This window comes from Streptomyces sp. AC627_RSS907, assembly GCF_019049165.1.
In genome coordinates this window covers 1-18,845 of the sequence record NZ_JAGMUE010000006.1, presented here as the reverse complement: position 1 = coordinate 18,845, position 18,845 = coordinate 1, and the positions used below count along the sequence as shown (strand labels likewise).

The 18,845-nt window shown below is 71.8% G+C and carries 18 protein-coding genes; 3 read left to right on the top strand and 15 right to left on the bottom strand.

Going from position 1 to position 18,845, the window contains the following annotated elements; genetic code table 11:
* Window positions 1-550: 550 nt before the first annotated feature.
* Complete coding sequence (locus KUM32_RS01385; RefSeq protein WP_217139880.1) at window positions 551-1,684, top strand: hypothetical protein; 1,134 nt, start codon at window positions 551-553, stop codon at window positions 1,682-1,684.
* Between the two features lie 105 nt (window positions 1,685-1,789).
* On the opposite strand, the gene KUM32_RS01380 is transcribed toward KUM32_RS01385, so the two are convergent.
* Both KUM32_RS01380 and KUM32_RS01375 read right to left on the bottom strand, forming a co-directional pair.
* Entirely contained in the window at window positions 1,790-2,140 is a 351-nt protein-coding gene (locus KUM32_RS01380; protein ID WP_254404877.1) for a DUF6281 family protein, read from the bottom strand.
* A 703-nt stretch (window positions 2,141-2,843) separates the two neighbouring features.
* On the bottom strand, window positions 2,844-3,602 hold the full coding sequence (locus KUM32_RS01375) for an SDR family NAD(P)-dependent oxidoreductase (RefSeq protein ID WP_217139879.1): 759 nt from the start codon (window positions 3,600-3,602) through the stop codon (window positions 2,844-2,846).
* Between the two features lie 146 nt (window positions 3,603-3,748).
* Between KUM32_RS01375 and KUM32_RS01370 the strand changes: the two genes are divergently transcribed.
* Entirely contained in the window at window positions 3,749-4,384 is a 636-nt protein-coding gene (locus KUM32_RS01370) for a TetR/AcrR family transcriptional regulator (protein WP_217139878.1), read from the top strand.
* 526 nt (window positions 4,385-4,910) lie between these two features.
* Here the strand turns inward: KUM32_RS01370 and KUM32_RS01365 are convergent.
* The 10 genes from KUM32_RS01365 to KUM32_RS01320 form a co-directional block, all read right to left on the bottom strand.
* A complete protein-coding gene (locus KUM32_RS01365; RefSeq protein ID WP_217139877.1) occupies window positions 4,911-6,425 on the bottom strand; it encodes an FAD-dependent monooxygenase in 1,515 nt (504 codons plus the stop codon).
* Window positions 6,426-6,534: 109 nt separating this feature from the next.
* The gene (locus KUM32_RS01360; protein ID WP_217139876.1) at window positions 6,535-8,010 is read right to left on the bottom strand and encodes an FAD-dependent monooxygenase; all 1,476 of its coding nucleotides are present in this window, start codon (window positions 8,008-8,010) and stop codon (window positions 6,535-6,537) included.
* A gap of 3 nt (window positions 8,011-8,013) precedes the next feature.
* On the bottom strand, window positions 8,014-8,958 hold the full coding sequence (locus KUM32_RS01355) for an aromatase/cyclase (RefSeq protein WP_217139875.1): 945 nt from the start codon (window positions 8,956-8,958) through the stop codon (window positions 8,014-8,016).
* A 38-nt stretch (window positions 8,959-8,996) separates the two neighbouring features.
* Complete coding sequence (gene fabG / locus KUM32_RS01350; protein ID WP_217139874.1) at window positions 8,997-9,785, bottom strand: 3-oxoacyl-ACP reductase FabG; 789 nt, start codon at window positions 9,783-9,785, stop codon at window positions 8,997-8,999.
* Window positions 9,786-9,797: 12 nt separating this feature from the next.
* Entirely contained in the window at window positions 9,798-10,067 is a 270-nt protein-coding gene (locus KUM32_RS01345) for an acyl carrier protein (protein WP_217139873.1), read from the bottom strand.
* A gap of 85 nt (window positions 10,068-10,152) precedes the next feature.
* Window positions 10,153-11,364, bottom strand: coding sequence for a ketosynthase chain-length factor (locus KUM32_RS01340; RefSeq protein ID WP_217139872.1), 1,212 nt, complete (start codon window positions 11,362-11,364; stop codon window positions 10,153-10,155).
* Window positions 11,361-12,632: a beta-ketoacyl synthase gene (locus KUM32_RS01335; RefSeq protein ID WP_217139871.1), complete on the bottom strand. Its 1,272-nt coding sequence runs from the start codon at window positions 12,630-12,632 to the stop codon at window positions 11,361-11,363. Before KUM32_RS01335 ends, KUM32_RS01340 begins: the two co-directional genes overlap by 4 nt.
* A complete protein-coding gene (locus tag KUM32_RS01330; RefSeq protein WP_217139870.1) occupies window positions 12,629-12,958 on the bottom strand; it encodes a TcmI family type II polyketide cyclase in 330 nt (109 codons plus the stop codon). Before KUM32_RS01330 ends, KUM32_RS01335 begins: the two co-directional genes overlap by 4 nt.
* Window positions 12,959-13,211: 253 nt before the next feature.
* Window positions 13,212-13,910: an antibiotic biosynthesis monooxygenase gene (locus KUM32_RS01325; RefSeq protein ID WP_217139869.1), complete on the bottom strand. Its 699-nt coding sequence runs from the start codon at window positions 13,908-13,910 to the stop codon at window positions 13,212-13,214.
* A gap of 53 nt (window positions 13,911-13,963) precedes the next feature.
* A complete protein-coding gene (locus KUM32_RS01320) occupies window positions 13,964-15,436 on the bottom strand; it encodes an FAD-dependent monooxygenase (RefSeq protein ID WP_217139868.1) in 1,473 nt (490 codons plus the stop codon).
* A 166-nt stretch (window positions 15,437-15,602) separates the two neighbouring features.
* Here KUM32_RS01320 and KUM32_RS01315 point away from each other — a divergent pair, with 166 nt between their 5' ends.
* On the top strand, window positions 15,603-16,097 hold the full coding sequence (locus KUM32_RS01315; protein ID WP_217139867.1) for a nuclear transport factor 2 family protein: 495 nt from the start codon (window positions 15,603-15,605) through the stop codon (window positions 16,095-16,097).
* Window positions 16,098-16,163: 66 nt separating this feature from the next.
* On the opposite strand, the gene KUM32_RS01310 is transcribed toward KUM32_RS01315, so the two are convergent.
* The 3 genes from KUM32_RS01310 to KUM32_RS01300 all read right to left on the bottom strand — a co-directional run bounded on the left by KUM32_RS01310 (window position 16,164) and on the right by KUM32_RS01300 (window position 18,589).
* Window positions 16,164-16,583, bottom strand: a complete 420-nt coding sequence (locus KUM32_RS01310) for a pyridoxamine 5'-phosphate oxidase family protein (protein ID WP_217139866.1) — start codon at window positions 16,581-16,583, stop codon at window positions 16,164-16,166.
* 196 nt (window positions 16,584-16,779) lie between these two features.
* Window positions 16,780-16,968 (bottom strand): hypothetical protein, encoded by a 189-nt coding sequence (locus KUM32_RS01305; RefSeq protein WP_217139865.1) that lies wholly within the window; start codon window positions 16,966-16,968, stop codon window positions 16,780-16,782.
* Window positions 16,958-18,589: a condensation domain-containing protein gene (locus KUM32_RS01300; protein ID WP_217139864.1), complete on the bottom strand. Its 1,632-nt coding sequence runs from the start codon at window positions 18,587-18,589 to the stop codon at window positions 16,958-16,960. Before KUM32_RS01300 ends, KUM32_RS01305 begins: the two co-directional genes overlap by 11 nt.
* Between the last annotated feature and the right edge of the window lie 256 nt (window positions 18,590-18,845).

Below are 18,845 nucleotides of genomic sequence, written 5' to 3'. Positions count from 1 at the left end.
CAGCCGTCAGTCATCAAGGCATCGGGTCCTGCCGGATTCAGGCACACACCTACAGGTCAAGTGGGGGCACGCTGCCCGGTTGCCCCCACACGGCACGGCACGGGTGGCCCTGCGGTCCTCGCGCAAGCGCTCCGGTCCTCGGGGTGGGGGTGGCCCGTCGGCCTCCAGCGCCGGGCTTGCCGGTGGCGAGGGGCGGCAGCGACAAGGAGGCGTGGCTGGTGTCCGGACCGGGCTGATCGAGGCACACGCGCGCCGCCGTGCCCGGCAGTCCGCGCCGCCGTGGCGGGCTGCCGGTGGCTGAGCCCCATCGGCGGTTCGTTAATGCCAGGCACTCACCGCCAAGGTCGACGGCACCGAGGAACTACCTGTCACCACCACGGCGACTGGCTCGGGATTCCGTTGCGCTTCACCTCCGGCCAGCCCGTAGCGTGCCTGCCCGCCCTGGATGCGGAGGAAGACGCGCAACTGGCCATGACCATCACCAAGCTCCACGGCGCCTGCCAGGCGCTCGGCTACCCTGCCTCATCCTCACCCCCTCTGGAGAGACGACGTGAGTACCCCCCACCGCACCCGGCTGCAGGCCGCGGACGCCAGCGTGACCGTGCTCAGCAACACCGCCTTCGTCACCGACTGGGCCCGCCGGTACTTCGGACCGTGGTGGAACGCTTTCGAGATCCCCGCCGGCAGCGTCTGCGCCGGCCCCCTGGTCACCGCCTACCTCGACGACAAGGCGTACACGCACCTCGCCACACGCGTGCGCTCCTGCCCTTACGACGAGGTCACCTACGCCAAGGCCCGGCTGCTGCTCGCCCAGGACAGCACGGGCACCATCACCGGCATCTCCCCGGACGAAGGACTCGCCTACCGCTCCGAGCAGCTCGGCGGCCACGTCACCCTCTCCGGCCGCACCACCGAGCCGCTGGCACTGGCCACCGCACGGATCGCCCGGGAGATGATCCGAGCGGCCCTGCTGCGCGAGGGGTGGACGCTGCTGCACGCCTCCGCAGTCGTCCGCGACGGCCGGGCCCTGCTCATCTTCGGCTCCAAGGGCGCGGGCAAGACCACCACGGCCCTGCTGCTGGCCGGCCACGGCGCCCAGCTCCTCGCCAACGACCGGGTGTTCGTCAAGGCCGTCGGCGACGAGCTGAGCGTCCTGCCCTGGCCGTCGGCGGCCGCCGTCGGGCTGGGCCTGCTCGACGCGCTCGGCCTGTACGACGTCGTCCGCGACCGGCTCCAGGCGGGCGAGCAGCTCCACCCCACCCAGCACCAGGACGTCACCGACGCCCTGGTGGCCGGCCACCGAGAGCCGTTGTGGGAGCCGGGCGGCAAGCGGGAGAGGAAGGTACAGGTGTTCCCCGACCAGTTCGCCACCTGGTTCGGCATGGAACTCGCGACCGGCGGACGCGCGGCAGCCCTGCTGTTCCCCCGCATCGACCCCACATCGGCTCCGGCCGTGATCGACGGCGCCCGGACCCTCGGCGAGAGCGACTTCATGAGCGGCAGCACCGAGGACCGCTACCCGGACCACTTCGGCCTGGCCGCCGGCATCAACGGCGGCGGCAGCGACCCGGCACGCACGACCGTCACCAACCGGCTGGCCGCCCTCCCGCACCACCAGGTCGTGCTGAGCCACGACATCCAGGCCAACGCCGACTTCCTCGCCGAACTCGCGGCTGACCTGTGAACTGACCTTCCTGCCGGGGATATGCCTCAAGGCCCTTCCCGTGCCGGGACGCCCGAACATGCGGCGGCACTCACCCGCAGCGGTACGGGTGAGCACCGCCGCACGTCATGCTGCGTCAGGCCCGCGCTTCTTCACCTCGGGAGGAAGTTTCGTGCCGGAGTAGGCGGCGACGAACTTGGCTTCATCAGGGGTGTCACCGACTGCGATGGCCACCTTGGGAGAGATGCCGTCGACCCCATAGACGGTCTCTGTCGTCCCTGACGCCTCGGATGCATCTTGGCCGCCGGTGTCGCCGCAAGGCGGTTTGGTGGCGTCGCCGAGCTTCTCCCCGACTGTGAACTTCACGTTCGCAACGTCACGGTACGTTCGGTCTTGGTACAGAATCCGATATTCACAAGATCCTGACTCCTCGCCGTCGCTACTGCTACCCGCCGTGCACGCGACTGCTGACACCATCACGGCCGCCACTAGCGCCGTGGTTCGCCCGACCCGGCTCATCTAGCCTCTCTCAGTAGATGCTACGAAGACCGAGGACGTCTCCCTTGCCGAGCGTCCTGGCTTTCGTCGAGCAACGAGTTCGTGTACATGGTGAGGCTTTCGTGCCCCGAACCGACGTGTCGCAGTCCGAAGACGTGTCCGGCCTCATGAGTGCCGACGGAGCGGATGTCGCATTTGTTCGAGCAGCTGCTGGTTCGGTTTGTTCGTGAAGTCATAGCTAGCTAGGACTCCGGGGCCTATGGGGCCAGCCCCCACTGGCCCGCACTCGCCCGCGCTCTCGTCCCCGTGCTGGAAGACTTCGACACCGGCGGGCCGGCGGCCGTCGCCGAGACGTCCACCCGTGTCCTGCTCGACCTGGTCGGCTGGAGGGGCCAGATCCTCACCAGCAGCCGTCTTCCGGCCTCGGGGAACATCGGTACAGCGGTTAACGCTAAGCCGGTGATCATGGCCTCTACCACGGGCGGCATTCTCCCCGCTCAAGCACCGCAACCTGAACCTGCTCAGCCGATACAGCTTCACCGCCAGCACCCCAGCCGCAGGCGCCCTGCGCCCACTGCGCGACCCGAAGGCGACCGAGCTGGACGAGGATGAGGACGAGTCGGTCGGCTCGGAGCGAGTGGGGGCCGTCACTGCCTGCTTCCCTACCGGCCGTCGCCCGGCGTCACAGGAGGGCGCCGCCGGAGACCTCGATGCGCTGGGCGGTGACCCAGCGCAGTCCCTCGGAGGCCAGCGTGGCAATGGCGTCGCCGATCTCCTCAGGTTCGCCGACGCGGCCGAGCGCGGTCTGTCCGGCCAGAACCTGGCGCGTTCCGGCGTCGTCCCGCATCGCTCCGCCGTTGAAGTCGGTGGCGGTCGGCCCCGGGGCGATGGAGTTGACCCGGATGCCGCGAGGTCCGAGTTCCGCGGCGAGGGTGCGGCTCAGAGCTTCGACGGCGGCCTTCGAGGCGGAGTAGACCGAGGTGGCGGGGCTGGTGTGGCGGGTCAGTGACGTCGAGACGTTAATGACCTGGCCGCCCTGGGCCAGCAGCGGCACGAGCGACTGGATGAGGAAGAACGTGCCCCGGACGTTGGTGCCCATCACCGTGTCGAAGTCGTCGGTCGTGACAGTCTCCAGCGGCCCGAAGACTCCCACTCCCGCGTTGTTGACCAGGATGTCGAGCCGCGAAGTACCCCAGCGCTCCAGCTGCGCGCCCAGTTCGGAGGTGAAGGACGCGAAGGAGGAGACGTCGTGGATGTCGAGCCGGAGAGCAGCGGCTGTCCCACCCACGGCCTGCACCTGTTCCACCGTCTTCTCAGCCCCGGCCGCATCACCGCGGTGGGTGACCACGACCCGCACCCCGCGTGTGGCCAGGGCGATGGCCGCGCTGCGCCCGAGGCCGCGATTCGCACCGGTCACCAAAGCGATCTTGTCAACTGTCATGAACTTCCTCCACCGTGCGACAAGCAGGATGTGCCCAGGTGCCACAGTCCCGAGGCGAGTCACTCGACTCGCCTTACTGCTGCACCGTAAGCGGGCCCCCGAGGCGAGTCAAGTGACTCGCCTCGCAGCTGCGGCATACTCTCCGCATGGCAGCAGAACTCACCGCGCATCACCGCAGGCTCGCCCAGCAGAAGCGCGAGGCGATCACCTCCGCGGCCACAGAACTGTTCTTGGACCGTGGCTACGACGGCACCTCCCTCGCACGGATCGCCGAAGCGGCCGGGGTCTCGAAGTCCACCCTGTTCAAGCAGTTCCCCACCAAGGCGGCCCTCTTCGAGGCCATCGTCACCGAGTCCTGGCAGCGCGACGCCGGCGCTACCGCCGCGCGGCCACAGGCGGGAGATCTGCGCTCCGGGCTGACAGCCATCGGCCACCGCTACGCCGACCTGATCGGCCAGCCCCGCATGGCAGGCCTGTTCCGGATCGTCATCGCCGAACTGCCTCGTTTCCCCGAGCTGGGACGGATGCAGTTCCAGCTCGGCAAACTGCCCTACTTCGCCTCCGTCCAGCACTACTTGGAATCCGAGCATGAGGCGGGCAACGCCGATGTGCCCGACACCGAGAGCGCCGCGAACCAGTTCCTCGGCATGATCGCCAACTACGTCCTGTGGCCCCGTATGCTTCTGACCGACTGGAACCCCGCAGCCTCCGACATCCACAACGCCGTCGAAGAGGCCGTCCAGACCATGCTCGCCAGATACACCCCCAACCCGCCGGCCTGACCCGAAGCCGGAATTTCCACACTGCCGCGCAATGCCAAAGACCGCGGCACCTTCACCCGCGACACCTGTCGGCAAACGATTGTTCGCCGACAGGGCGGCGCAGCTTGATCCCGTCCGGCGGCGAGCCGCACGGTCACGGACTACGCTGGCCGAAACCGCATAGCCCGTGTTCAGGGATAAGGGTCAAGGCCCATCGCCCGGCTCTCCCCGCTGGAGCACAAGAACCTCAACGTGCTGGGCCGCTACAGCTTCACCCCGTCCGTCCCGGCCCGCGGCCTGCGCCCGCTGCGCGACCCGGATGCCCCCGGGCTGGACGACGAGGACGACGACGATGGAGCAGAGGACTGACTGGAGGGCTCCCCGGTGCGGGGAATCCCGGACGCCCCACGGGTAGGACCGCGTATTCGCTGGTCACGAGCGCGAACCAGCCCACCGCGAAGCGTTCGTCCTGGCAGGACAGCGCGCAGTCGGCGTGCCGCTCGGGACGAACGCTCCGGTCGTCGGATCCGCCCGGGAGGGGCCCGGGTCAGTGGGAGGGGCCGAACCAGCGGTCCAGCGCCGCCTCCAGGCCCTGTGCCGAGGTGCCCGTCCAGGCCACGTAGCCGTCCGGGCGGACCAGTACGGCGGTGGCGCCGGCCAGGGCGTCCGGGCCGTCGGTGGGCTTGGCGGCGGCCGTGACGACGTCCACCCGGCCCGCCCGGCCGGCCGCGGCCCGGCGTACCTCGGCGTCGTCGGCCAGGTCGAGCAGGACTCCGTGCCCGGCGTGCAGCAGGCGGGCGATGCGCGTCTCGCCGTCCGCGCCGACGAGCAGCCGCGGCGGCATGCGGCGGCCCAGCAGAGGGTGCGCCGCGTCGGCCTCCTCGCCCGCGAGGTCGTAGCGGATGTCCAGGTGGCTGACGATGCCCGCCAGGTGGCGCTTGACGTCGTCGTACTGGACGAGCTCGCCCATCAGCTCGCGCAGCGGGTCGGACTCGGCTCCGCCGAGGAAGACGATGCCCTGGGCGCGGGTGTTCATCAGCAGGCGGGCGCCCACCGGGTGCCGCTCGGCGTGGTAGGTGTCCAGCAGCTCGTCGGGCGCGTCCCCGCGGACCACCGAGGCCAGCTTCCAGCCGAGGTTGGCCGCGTCCTGCACGCCGGTGCTCAGGCCCTGACCGCCGGCCGGGAGGTGAATGTGGGCCGCGTCGCCGGCCAGGAACACCCGGCCGCGCCGGTACTCGGAGGCCTGGCGGGTGGCGTTGGTGAAGGAGCTGACCCAGCTCGCGCCGCCGTGGCTGATGTCCTCGCCGGTGATGTCCTGCCAGGCGGCGGCGACCTCCTCGAAGGTGACGGTCCGTTCGCGGTCGTGCGCCGGGCGGCCGTCGGGGCAGACGATGATGCGCCACACGCCCTCGGACAGCGGCGCGGCCATCACCATGCCGTTGTTCAGCCGCTCGCCGAGGAAGCGCGGGGTCAGCTCGACGCCGGTGATGTCCGCCAGGTACATGCCCTGGGTGGCGTCGGTGCCGGGGAAGTCGAACCCGGCCGCCCTGCGCACCCGGCTGGAGCCGCCGTCGCAGCCCACCAGGTGGGCTGCGCGCAGGGTCCGCTCCTCGCCCTGCGGGGTGCGGACGGTGATCTCGACGGCGTCCCCGTCCAGGAAGCCGTCGGCGAGGGAGGTGAACTCCCAGCCGCGCCGGATGTCCGCGCCGAGCTCGGTCGCCCAGCCCTCCAGGACCGCCTCGGTGTCGCCCTGCGGGATGCCCCGGGCTCCGAAGTGGGCGTCCTCGAGGACGGTGAAGTCGAACTGGGCACCGCCGAAGTGCCCCATGGGGCTGATGGCGAGCGTCTCGCCCTGGCCGAACCGGGGCAGCAGCCCGCGCTCGTCGAACGTCTCCATGGCGCGGGCGGTGAAGCCCAGGCCACGGGACTGCCCGGTGGGGGCGGCCAGCTTCTCGATGACGATGACCCGGGCCCCGCCGAGGCGCAGTTCGCCCGCGAGCATCAGTCCGGTCGGGCCGGCACCGACAACGATGACGTCGGTGTCCGCCGCTGTCCCTTCCATGGTGGTCCTTCCTGGCAGTGGGGTCGGTACGGACCCGGCGGTGGTGGGGGCGGATCGTCGTGCGGCGTCGTGCGGTGCGGTGTCCCCGCCGGGCAGGGGACACGGCACGTCAGCGGGGCGGGCCGAACCAGCGGGTGAGGGCCTCGGCGAGGCCGTCGGTGCCCGAACCGGCCCAGGCGACATGGCCGTCGGGGCGTACGAGCACCCGGTCGGTGCCTTCCAGGGAGCTGCCCGGCGAGGGGCGGGCGGCCAGGACGGTGATCCGGTCCGACCAGCCGTCGATGCCGGTCAGCCGTCCGCCGCGTCCGCCGGTCAGGTCCAGCAGGACACCCCCGCCGGAGCGCACCAGCTGCGCGGTGCTGACCAGGCGTTCCCGCGCGTGCACCTCGGTGCACGGCAGCCGGGCCCCGAGCAGCGGGTGGTCCGGGCCGCCGACGTCGTAGCGCACGTCCAGGCCGCTGATCATGCCGGCCAGGTGGCGGCGTCCGTCCTCCAGGGCGATCAGCTCGCCCAGCAGGGCGCGCAGCGGGTTGACCTCGGGTCCGCCGAGCAGCATCAGGGCCTGGGCGCGGATGTTGGCGAGCACCCGCCGGCCGACCTCGTGGCGTTCGGTGTGGTAGCTGTCGAGGAGGGTGTCGGGGGCCTTGCCGCGCACCACCAGGGCCAGCTTCCAGCCCAGGTTGAAGGCGTCCTGCATGCCCAGGTTGAGGGCCTGCCCGCCGATCGGCATCTGCTTGTGGGCGGCGTCGCCCGCGAACAGGATGCGGCCGTGCCGGTAGTGCGTCAGCTGGCGGGAGGCGTCACCGAAGGCGTTGACCCACAGCGGGGTGCCACCGCTGATGTCCTCGCCGGTGACGCGCTTCCACACGGCGCAGATCTCCTCGAAGGAGGCGTCGCCGTGGGGGCGGTCCTGGGCGGCGGATCCGAACTCGTGGGCCATCACCCGGGTCACCCCGTCGGGGCGGCGGGCGGCGATCGCCAGGCCGTGCTCCAGCCGCTCGAAGCGCCGGTTCGGCACGTCGATGCCGGCGACGTCGGCGCGCAGCAGCTCCCGCGCGGCGTCCTGGCCGGGGAAGTCGGCGCCGGTCAGGCGGCGTACGCTGCTGTCCTCGCCGTCGCAGGCGATCAGGTAGCGGCAGCGCAGCCGCAGCACCGCGCCGTCGGAGCCGACGGCCTCGGCCTCGACCCAGTCGCCGACCTCGCCGGCGGCGACCAGCTCGTGCCTGCACTTCAGCTTGGCGCCCAGCGACAGCGCCCACTCCTCCAGGATCACCTCGGTCTGGGTCTGCTGCACCTTCCACTGACCGGGGTGGGAGGTGGGCAGCGTCAGGTCGAGGGGGACGCCGCCGAAGTGGCCGCGCGGCTCGTTCGGCGGGTCGCCGAACTCGGGCAGCAGCGCCCGGCTGTCGAGGATCTCCATCGTGCGGGCGTGCAGGGTGGAGGCCCGCGACTCGGTGTTCGGGGCGCGCCGTTTCTCCACGATCACCACGCCGACGCCGCCGTGGGCCAGTTCCCCGGCGAGCATCAGCCCGACGGGTCCGGCCCCGACGACGACGACGTCGGTGGTCAGGCGGTCCGCTGCCACGGCTCAGCCCTTTTTCTGCTCGGCGTGGGCCTTGGCGTGGGCGAGGGTGGCGCGGCTGTTGGTGGACAGCGCCGTGTGCACGTACTCGCGGGCGTCGGCGACGGTGGCGTCCTCGCCGAGGATGCGCGCGATGTTGGCGGTGTTGATGGTGACGGTGTGCTGCGAGGAGGCGGTGGTGCCCCCGGCGTCCTCGACGAAGGTCCACTCGCCGGTGTGCAGGGTCATCAGCGCGGGCAGCGTGACCTGCTTGTAGGCGATCTTGTGGTGCGGGAAGACCACCCGGTACGACTTGGTGGTGTGCACCGAGCCGTCCTTGGCGCGGGTGTCCATCTCCAGCTCCTGCAGGCCCGGGGTGTCCTCGGTCAGGCGCACCACGGCGACGTGCGGGAGCCGCTCGGCCCACAGCTGGGCCTCGTTGATGAAGTCGAAGACGTCCTTGGCCGCGCCGGCGATCTGCACGGTGTCGGTGAAGGAGAACGTCAGCTCCTCGGTGGCGGCGGCGTGCGCGGCCTCCACGTTGACCTTGAGGGCGGCCAGCTCGGAGGTGCTGTTCTTGTCCACGGCCTGCTCGATCCACAGCAGGTCGTGCGGGTCGTCGTCGATGGCGCTGTAGTCGTGCAGCAGCCGTACCCGCGACTCGTTCTCACCGAGCGGCTCGATGATCCAGGTGCCGCCCATGTGCTTGACCGGGGTCGCCGGGATCTCCTGGCGGAAGGTGATGGTGAGGGCCTCGGGGTCCAGGCCGCGGCGCGAGGTCCAGTCCTTGGGCTTGCCGTTGGCGGTGGCCCAGATGCGGATCCGTTCCTCGTTGCCGTCCGCCTCGAGGCGGTCCACGTGGATGGTGGGCGGGAAGATGCGCGGCCAGTGGGTCACGTCTGCGAGCAGCTCGTAGACCGCGGCGGCGGGGGCGCCGATCGTGATCTCGTGCTCGACCTCACGCGTCGTCATGAGGCTGTCTCCTCGGAGGGGTCGGGTGCCGGAAAGCGTCAGAAGTTGCCCAGGCCGCCGCAGACGTTGAGGGCCTGCGAGGTGATGGACGCGGCGGTGTCGGAGGCCAGGTAGCCGATGAGGCCGGCGACCTCCTCGGGCGTGGAGTAGCGGCCGAGCGGGATCTTCGCCTGGAACTTCTCGAGGATGGCCTCCTCGGACGTCTCGTAGGCGGCGGCGTAGCCCTGGCGCACGCGCTGGGCCATCGGGGTCTCGACGTAGCCGGGGCAGACCGCGTTCACGGTGATGCCGGTGGGGGCGAGCTCGTTGCCGAGGGCCTTGGTGAAGCCGACGACGCCGTGCTTGGAGGCCGAGTACGGGGCGCCGAGGACGACACCCTGCTTGCCCGCGGTGGAGGCGACGTTGATGATCCGGCCGCGGTCCTTGGCGCGCAGGCCGCCGATGGTCAGGGCGGCGCGGGTGACGCGGAAGACGCTGTTGAGGTTGGTGTCGATCACGTCGTCCCACAGCTCGTCCGCGATGTCGGCGGTGGGGCCGCCGCCGGAGCGGCCGGCGTTGTTGACGACGACGTCGACGGTGCCGAAGCGGTCGACGGCGGCCTGGATCCAGCCGTTGACGGACTCGGTGTCGCGGACGTCGACGACCGCGCCGTCCACGTCGAGGCCCTCGTCCTGGAGTTCCTTGACGGTGGCGGCGATGTTCTCGGCGTTGCGCGCGCCGATGAAGACACGGTGGCCCTGCCCGCCGAGCAGCCGGGCGGCGGCCAGGCCGATGCCGCTGGTGGCGCCGGTGATGACGGCGACCCGCTGGGTGGTGGTGTCGGTCATGGGGGTGCTCCTTCAGGCAGCCTGGGCGGGCGCGAGCTGGGCGTTGACGACCTCGATGAAGGTGCGCGGGGTGTTGGCCTCGCCGACGGCCTCCTCGTCCAGGGATATGCCGTACTCGCGCTCGATGAGGCTGCCGGCCTCCAGCAGGGCGAGGGACTCGTAGCCGATCACCTCGAACTCGGTGTCGATGATGTCGCCGTCCAGGTCCACGCCCTCGGCGACGCCCGCGGCCTCCCGCAGGGTGCGCTTGAGGTCCTCGAGGGTGAAGGGCTTGCTGGCCATGGTGGATCCTTTCGTCATACGTCGTTCGGTTCGCGGTACGTCGTCCGGTTCGGGTCGTCGGTCGCGGCGCGGGGGGCGGCGGCTCTCACGCGGCGCGCACGACCATGGCGGAGTTGAAGCCGCCGTTGCCGCGGGCCAGCACCAGGGCGGTGCGCAGCTCGGCCGGGCGCGGCTCGCCGAGCACCAGGTCGAGCGGGTAGTCGGCGCACGGGTCGATGTGCACGGTGGGCGGGATGACGTCGTCGCGCAGGGAGAGGAACGCGGCCGCCAGGTCCAGCGGCGCACCGCCGGAGTACAGGCGCCCGGTCATCGTCTTGGGCACCGTCACCGGCACGCCCCGGTCGCCGAAGACCGCGCTGACGGCCTCGGCCTCGACGAGGTCGCCGACCGGGTCGCCGGCGCCGTCGGCGAAGACCACGTCGACGTCGGAGGCGGTCAGGTCGGCGTCGGCCAGGGCGATCTCGATCGCCTTGCGCAGACCGGGCTCGCGTCCGCTGCCGGGCCTGGGGTCGATGGTGGCGCCGTAGCCGGCGATCTCGCCGTAGGGGCGGGCGCCGCGGGCGCGGGCCGCCTCGGCGTCCTCGGCGATGAGGATCGCGCCGCCCTCGCCGGGCACGTAGCCGCGCGCGTCTCGGTCGAAGGGCAGGTAGGCGTGGTCGGGCTCGTCGCTGGTGGACATCTTGCCGCAGGCCAGCTGGGCCACCCAGCCCCACGGGCAGATGGAGGCGTCGACCGCGCCGGTGACGATCAGCGAGGTGCCCTTGCGGATCTGGCGACGGGCCTGCGCGACGGCGTCCAGGCCGCCCGCGCCCTCGCTGACGACGACGCCGGAGGGACCCTTCATGCCGTTGCGGATGGAGATCTGGCCGCTGTTGACGGCGTAGAACCAGGCGAAGGACTGGTAGGCGGAGACGTACTGGCTGCCCTGGCTCCACAGGGCCTGCAGCTCGCCCTGGCCGAACTCGAAGCCGCCCGCGGCGGACGCCGTGATGACGCCCATGTCGAACTCGGGCAGCTCCTTGGGGTCGGCGCCGGCGTCGGCGAGCGCCCAGTCGGTGGCCACCAGCGCCAGCCGGGTGACCCGGTCGGTCTGCGGCAGCAGCCGGCTCGGCAACAGCTCCTCGGCCTCGAAGCCCTCGATCTGCCCGGCGAGTCGGGACGGGTAGCCGGTGGGGTCGAAGCGGGTGATGCGGCCGATGCCGTGCTTGCCGCCGAGGGTCGCCGCCCAGTAGTCCTTCACGCCCAGTCCGTTGGGCGAGGTGACACCCAGACCGGTCACCACCACGGAGGCGGTCATACGAGGCTCCTTTCCGGGCTGGCGAGCACCATGGCGCTCTGGAAGCCGCCGAATCCGCTGCCGACCGTGAGGACCGCGTCGATCAGCTGGTCGCGGGCGACGAGCGGGACGTAGTCGAGGTCGCACTCGGGGTCGGCCGTGTGCAGGTTGGCCGTGGGCGGGACGACGTCGTACTCCATGGCGAGCGCCGAGGCGGCGATCTCGATGGAGCCGATGGCGCCCAGCGAGTGCCCGACCATCGACTTGATGGAGCTGACCGGGGTGCGGTAGGCGTGGTCGCCGAGGCTGCGCTTGAACGCGGCCGTCTCGTGCCGGTCGTTCTGCTTGGTGCCCGAGCCGTGGGCGTTGATGTAGTCGATGGCGTCCGGGTTCAGCCGGGCCTCGCCGAGGGCGAGGTTGATCGCCTCGGCCATCTCCACGCCGTCGGGGCGCAGGCCCGTCATGTGGTAGGCGTTGGAGCGGGTGGCGTACCCGGCGATCTCGGCGTAGATGTGGGCGCCGCGCTTGCGGGCGCTCTCCAGCTCCTCCAGGACGAAGAAGGCGGTGCCCTCGCCGAGGACGAAGCCGTTGCGGGTCTTGTCGAACGGCCGGGAGGCGCACTCGGGTTCGTCGTGGCGCGGGGTGGTCGCCTTGATCGCGTCGAAGCAGGCCATGGTGATCGGCGAGATCGGCGCGTCGGAGGAACCGGCGATCACGACGTCGGCGGAGCCCTCGCGGACCAGCTCGACGGCGTAGCCGACGGAGTCGATGCCGGAGGTGCAGCCGGTGGAGACCACCGTGCTCGGCCCCTCGGCGCCCACCGCCCAGGCGACCTCGGCCGCGAACGAGCTGGGCACCATGTAGTCGTACAGGTGCGGGACCGCGTAGGTGTGGTCGACCGCGTCGAGGCGGCCCCCGTCGCTGACGACCCGGTACTCCTCGTCCAGGCCCATCGTGGCGCCGACCGCGCTGCCGACGGTGACGCCGACGCGGTGCGGGTCCAGGGAGGGGATGTCGAGGCCGCTGTCGGCGACCGCGCCGCGCGAGGCGACGACGGCGAACTGGGCGGCCCGGTCCAGACGGCGGACCTCCTGCGGGGTCAGGCCGTGCTCGTACGGGTCGAAGTCGGCCTCGGCGGCCACCCGGGAGCGGAACGGGGCGGGGTCGAAGAAGGTGATGCCCCGCGTCGCGGTACGGCCGGCGCTCAGCAGGTTCCAGAAGTTCTCCCTGCCGACGCCACCGGGGGCGATCACCTCGATCCCGGTGATCACAACGCGTCGCCTGCTCAACGGGACGCCTCCCAGTTGTAGAAGCGCGTGGCCATGGCATCGGCCGGCGAGCGCCAGGTCTTCGGGTCGTAGGCCTCGATGAACGGCTTGAGGTCCTCGCTGATCCCCACGAAGCGCGGGTCGGCCTTGGCCGCCTCGATCAGCTCTCCGCCGTTGTCCTCGTCGAAGTCCTGCAGGTGGAAGTACAGGCCCCGGTAGGAGAACAGCTGGCGGCGCCGCGTGCCCATGCGGTGCGGCATGTCGGTGGCGTCGAAGTCGGCGAACAACTTGGCCACGTCGTTGCTCGAGGTGGCCGCCATCCGGGCGACAATCAGCGTGCTGTGCATAGGGTTTAGCTCCTCGGCGGTTGCACGGAAGGTTTCTCGGAGCGGGCGGACAGGCCCGGCTCGGTGGCCGGGTACGACGACGCCATCGCCTCTGAAGGTGCGGCCCGGCGGTAGCGCCCCGCACGGGGCCTGCCTGAGTCCCGCCGGAGCCGGGTCCGCGGGCGGACACGGGCACGCCTGCGGACCTCCGCCCCCGTGCCGGGGAGGAGGTCCGCAGGCGTGCGGGACTCATACGCCGCCCGGCGCGCCGGGCTCACTCTCCGGCAGAGCGCGTGTGCACGACCTGGTAGGTGTTGCTGTACGGCTCGCCGGCGATGACGGCGCGGACCCGGGCCACGGCCGCCTTGCGGGCCTCGGCCTGCTCCTCGGGCGCCTGGTCCCGGTAGGCCTCCCACGCCTCCTTGCTGTCCCACTGGGAGTAGGAGATGACGAAGGCGCCCTCGAGGCCGCGGGCGCGCAGGCCCTTGAGCACGACGTGGGCCCGGAAGCCGGGGACCTTGGTGAGGAACTCCTGGCCGGAGCCGAGGGCGTCGACGGCCTCGTCCTGTCCCTCCTGGGTGACCGGGAAGACCGTGAAGACGGTGTAGTCGTCGCGGTGCGGACCGATCTCGACCTTGCCGCCGAGGGCGTCCGAGGTCAGCGTGTGGGCGACCTCGTTCTGCATCAGGCGGATCGAGGTGGTGATCTCGCCGAACACCGGCAGCGTGCGGTGCTTGAACTCCTCGCCGGCGTAGCGCTTCTCGAGGTCCTCGCCGCTGCGCCACTGGATGAAGTTCAGGGTGCCGTAGTTGTCGACGCCCGAGTGGACGGTGGAGGACATCCAGCCCTCGTACGCCGCCGCGTTGACGATCTTCGTCATCTCCTCGATCAGCTTGCCCTGCTTCTCGGGAGTGTCCGTGGTGAACAGGTTCAGAACGGTGAGGTGCTTGTCCTCGGCGGAGATGATGGGCATGGATCCTTCGCTTCCTTGGAGAGTGCGGACTGTTCTCGGGCCGCGGCGCGCTGTCAGGCGGCGGGACCGAACCAGCGGTCGAGGGCGGTGGTGAGGCCGTCGGCCCCGGCACCGAGGGGGGCGACCCAGGCCACGTAGCCGTCGGGGCGGACGAGGATGCCGTCCACGGGGGCCTCACAGCCGTCGAACTCGGCGGCGACCAGGTCGACCCGGTCGGCCCAGCCGGCGGCCGCCGTGCGCAGTCCGTGGTCGCCGCCGAGCTCCAGGAGCACGGCGCGGCCGGAGCGCAGCAGCGCGTAGAAGGGGGTCTTCTCGCCGTCGACGACCAGTTCCCGGTCCGGCAGGCGCCGGCCGAGCAGCGGGTGGTCCCCGTCGCCGACGTCGTGCCGGATGTCCAGGCCGGTGACCATGCCGACCAGGTGGCGCTGCACGGACTCGTGGGCTCCCATGAGCTCGGCCAGCACCTCGCGCATCGGCGTGATCTCGTCGCCGCCGAGGTAGAGGATGCGCTGGGCGAGCGTGTTGGTCAGGATGCGGGCCCCGACCGGGTGGCGCTCGGCGTGGTAGGTGTCGAGCAGGCCCTCGGGTGCCTTCCCCTTGAGGTCCAGGGCGAGCTTCCAGCCGAGGTTCACGGCGTCCTGCACGCCCGCGCTCATGCCCTGCGCACCGATCGGCAGGTGGATGTGCGCGGCGTCGCCGGCCAGGAAGACGCGGCCCTTGCGGTACTCGGCGGCCTGGCGGCTGACGTCGGTGGTGGAGCTGACCCACAGCGGGGTGGCGCCGCTGATGTCCTCGCCGGTCAGCCGCTGCCAGGTGCTCGCGACCTCCTCGAAGGTGATCGGGTCCGGGCCGGTGCGCAGCGGCTCGGAGTTGTCGAAGTAGATGACGCGGCAGCGGTCCGGGCCCATCGGGATGACCATGACCATGCCGCCGGGGACCCGTTCGCCGCTGAACCGGGGCCGCAGCTGGACTCCGGCCACGTCCGCGAAGCGCAGCTCGATGGCCGGCTCGGTGCCGGGGAAGTCGATGCCGGCGAGCTTGCGCACGATGCTGCGGGCGCCGTCACAGCCCACGACGTACCGGGCGCGCAGGGAGAGGGAGTCGTCGCCGTTCTCGGCCGTGACGGTCACCGAGCCGTCGGCGTCCTCGATGCCGGTGACCTCGTATCCGCGACGGATCTCGGCGCCCAGCTCGCGCGCCCAGCCGCCGAGGATGCCTTCGGTGCGGGCCTGCGGAATGCCGCGCGCTCCGTACGAACCGCCCTCGACCACCTGGTAGTCGAGCGGTACGCCGCCGAAGTGGCCGACCGGAATGACTCCGACCTCGCCGAACCGGTCCATGAGGCCGCGCTGCGCGAACTCCTCGATGGTCCGCGCCGAAAATCCCAGCGCCCGCGATTCCTTAATAGGCTCGGCAAGCTTGTCAAGGACCACTACCGAGACTCCAGCGAGCCTCAATTCACCTGCGAGCATAAGACCGGTGGGACCGGCTCCCACGACAATGACATCCGAATCGTAGAATTCCATCTGCCCTCTTCTCACTGGTGTTCCGTCAGTATTACGGGGGCTTCCGACGGCCGTAAATAGGCGCTATTACAGGTCTTGTGCAATGAACGCCAGAAGAACGTCGGATACGTCAGAACTTCGACAAACGGTCTTGCCGCGGGCGAGTCGGATGACGGCATTCTCAGACATGACCTCCACCCTGACGACCGATCAGTCGGCAACCGCATCCGCTGCCCACTCCGCCGTCGCATCGCGCGCCGAGATCGCCGGCCTGCTGAACCGGTACCTGGTCTCGCTCGACGACGAGGAGCTCGACGAGGCCTGGACCGCCGGCCTGTTCACCGAGGACGCGGTCGTCGCGTTCCCGGTCAGCAGGCACGAGGGCGCCGAGGGCATGGCCGAGTACCACCGGACGGCGCTGGCGGCGTTCGCGGCCACCCAGCACCTCGGCTCCCCGGCCGTGGTCGAGCTGGACGGGGACCGGGCGACGTTCCGGGCGAACCTGATCTCCACCCATGTCCACCACGCGCACCACGCGCGCCCCCAGGGCGACCTGCCCCCGCTCTTCGCGACGGGCACGTTCGTCGACGGCGAGGCCCGCCGCACCCCGGAGGGCTGGCGGCTGAACCTGCTGTCCTTCCGGCTGCTGTGGGCGGACGGCTCCCCGCCGCCCGCGCGGTGACCTGACACGTCCGTGCGGCGGTACCGGGCTTCTCCGGTACCGCCGCACGGACAGGGGAAGGGGACTTCAGGCGTTCAGGCTGAGCACCCGGTCGACGGCGATCTCGATGACCACCCGGCCGGCCGGGGTGGGCGGGGCGGACCAGTACCGCCTGGCGTACAGCCGTGCGCCCAGCGCCACCCGCTCGGGGTCCGTCACGACCGTGCCGGTGCCCTCCAGCGTGACCCACCGGAAGCCGTCCACCTGGCAGAGCGCCACGCGGCTGCCGGGCGAGGCCAGCAGGTTGCGGGCCTTGCGGGAGGTGGACACCGTCATCACCCGTGCGAGCCCGGCCGTCACGTCCCAGGTGAAGCGCACGGGGGCCACGTGCGGCGCGCCGTCCGGCCGCAGCGTGGTGAACGCGGCGACGAGCGCCGTTCCGGTCAGGAACGCCTCGACCGAGTCGGACACCGTCACGGCGTCCGGGCGCTGCATCGACGGCGACATACGTGTGTCCTCACTCGTAGGGGGCGTCGGGCCAGCATGCCAATGGCCGCTCGACCCTCACTGGACCGCCGTGGTGCCGCGCGGAACCCGGCCCCGGCCCTGGCCCCGGCCCTGGCCCCGGCGGCGCCGTCCCCGGCAGCCGGGGGCGCTCTGCCGTGCCGGGCGGAAGGGCCGCGGGAAGCGGACGGCGCCGGCGCTAGTCGATGCTGCGGACGATGACCCGCTCGTCCTCGTCCTCGCGTTCCTCCGCGCCCGCCAGGCGCAGCGGCGGCCCGCCCTGGAGCGTCCTCACGAACACGGACGTGTCGCCCTCACGCAGTTCGTTGTCGCCGTCGTGCATGGGCACCTCCTCGGTGATCGGTCGGCCCAGAGTGTCAAGGCTCACTCGTGGCTCGATCGACGGCCGCCCCGCCGCCCGTGGAGTGCGGCCGGAGCCGGGACGCCTTCCCGCCCGGGGCCGGTGTCCGGGGCGCGATGCGCGGGAGCGCCTCCCCGGCGAGCACGTCCAGCACGGCGGCCGCGGTGGTGGTCTCACCGGTGCTGGGCAGATGGCGCAGCAGCCGGGCGCAGTGGCCGGCCAGCAGGTGTGCGTCACCGTCGGAGATCCGGTCGCGGTCGTGGACGACGGCGAAGGTCAGGGAGCCGTCGCCGCCGCGGTGCACGAGCAGGGCGACGGGGAGGTCGGGCCACGCTCCGCTCGCCCGCTCCGGCTCCAGGACGACGCCGGCGGCGGCGAGTTCGGCCCGCATGGAGGTGAGCGGGCGCGGCGCGCTCTCCACCGAGACCAGGCTCTCCAGCAGCTCCCCGCCGGCCGCACCGCCGGCCGCACCACCGGCTGAACCACCGGTCGCACCACCGGCTGAACCACCGGTCGCACCACCGGCTGAACCGCCGGTCGCGCGATCGTTCGAACGGCTGATCGTGCGACCGGCGGAACGGCCCGTCGAACGGACCGCGGAACGGCCGGTCCACCGGTGGATCTGGCCGGTGGAGACCCATTCGTAGGCGGCCATGTCCAGGGCGCGGTCCCGCAACGCCGTCAGCAGCCGGCCCACCGTCTCCTCGGGGTCGACGCGGACCACCATCGGCAGGCAGTTGCGCATCGGCCCGGGCAGCCGCTCGGCACCGTCCAGCGCGATGCCGCGCCCGGAGACGGTGACGCCGAAGCCCACCGTCGCGGCCCCGCCGTGCCGCGCCGCGCGGTACAGCAGCAGGGCCCAGACCGTCTGCAGGGCGCTGCTGTCGGGGACGGAACGCAGCGCGGCCCAGCGGTGCAGCCGCCCGGCATCGGCGGGACTCAGCCGTACCTCGGCCCGGCCGAGGCCCCGCTGCCGGGTGCGCGGGCCGTGCCGGGCGGGCAGCACGGCGACGGTGTCCCCCGGCACGGCCCCGAGCCAGAAGTCCCGTGCCGGCGCGGGGTCCTGCCGCTCCAGCCACCCCACCCAGTCACGCAGGTCGGGCCTGCGCTCGCCACCGGGCAGCGCTCCGCCCGCGAGGTAGGCCCGGCAGACCTCCTCCAGCAGGACGAACACGCTCCACGCGTCCAGCAGCGCGTGGTGGAAGGTGAGCAGCACCCGGGTCACGCGCCCGGAGCCGGCGTCCGCGAGGTCGACGAGGGTGACGCGCAGCGGGCAGGGACGGCGCAGGTCGAAGCCGCGCCGGCGGTCCCGCTCCAGCAGCCGGTCCCAGTCGACGGTGCCCGCACGGTGGCGTACGACCTCGGCGCGGGCGTGGTCGTGGAAGACCACGCGCGGTTTCGGCTCCCCCGCGAAGGCCGCCCGCAGCACGGTCTCGCGGTCGACGACCGACTGCCAGGCCGCGGTGAACCGCTCGGTGTCCAGCGGCCCGCACCAGCGCCAGGTCAGCTGTTCGACGTTGCGTCCGGTGTGCCGGCGCACACCGACGTCGCGCAGCAGGTCGTACTGGGGCCAGACCACCGGTACGCCCGGCCGACGGGACGTACCGGGACGGCCCCGCACGGCACGCGGGCGGCTCTGCCTCGCCATGGGACGCCCTCCTCGGAGTCACTGCCTCCTCCCGACGGGCCCCGCCGGTCACGGAGGTCCCGGGGAGCGGCGGGCCCGGGGGCGCGATACTCCCCGGGCAGCGTGACAGAGTCGGCTGCCGGATCTCTGACGGAAGGCTGACGCTGCTCGGAATCCACCGGAGAAACGCTTCTGCAGTGGCAGGGCGGCTCATGGGCGGGTGGCTCGTGGGCGGGTGGCTCGTGGGCGGGCGGCTCGTGGGCGGGCGGCTCATGGG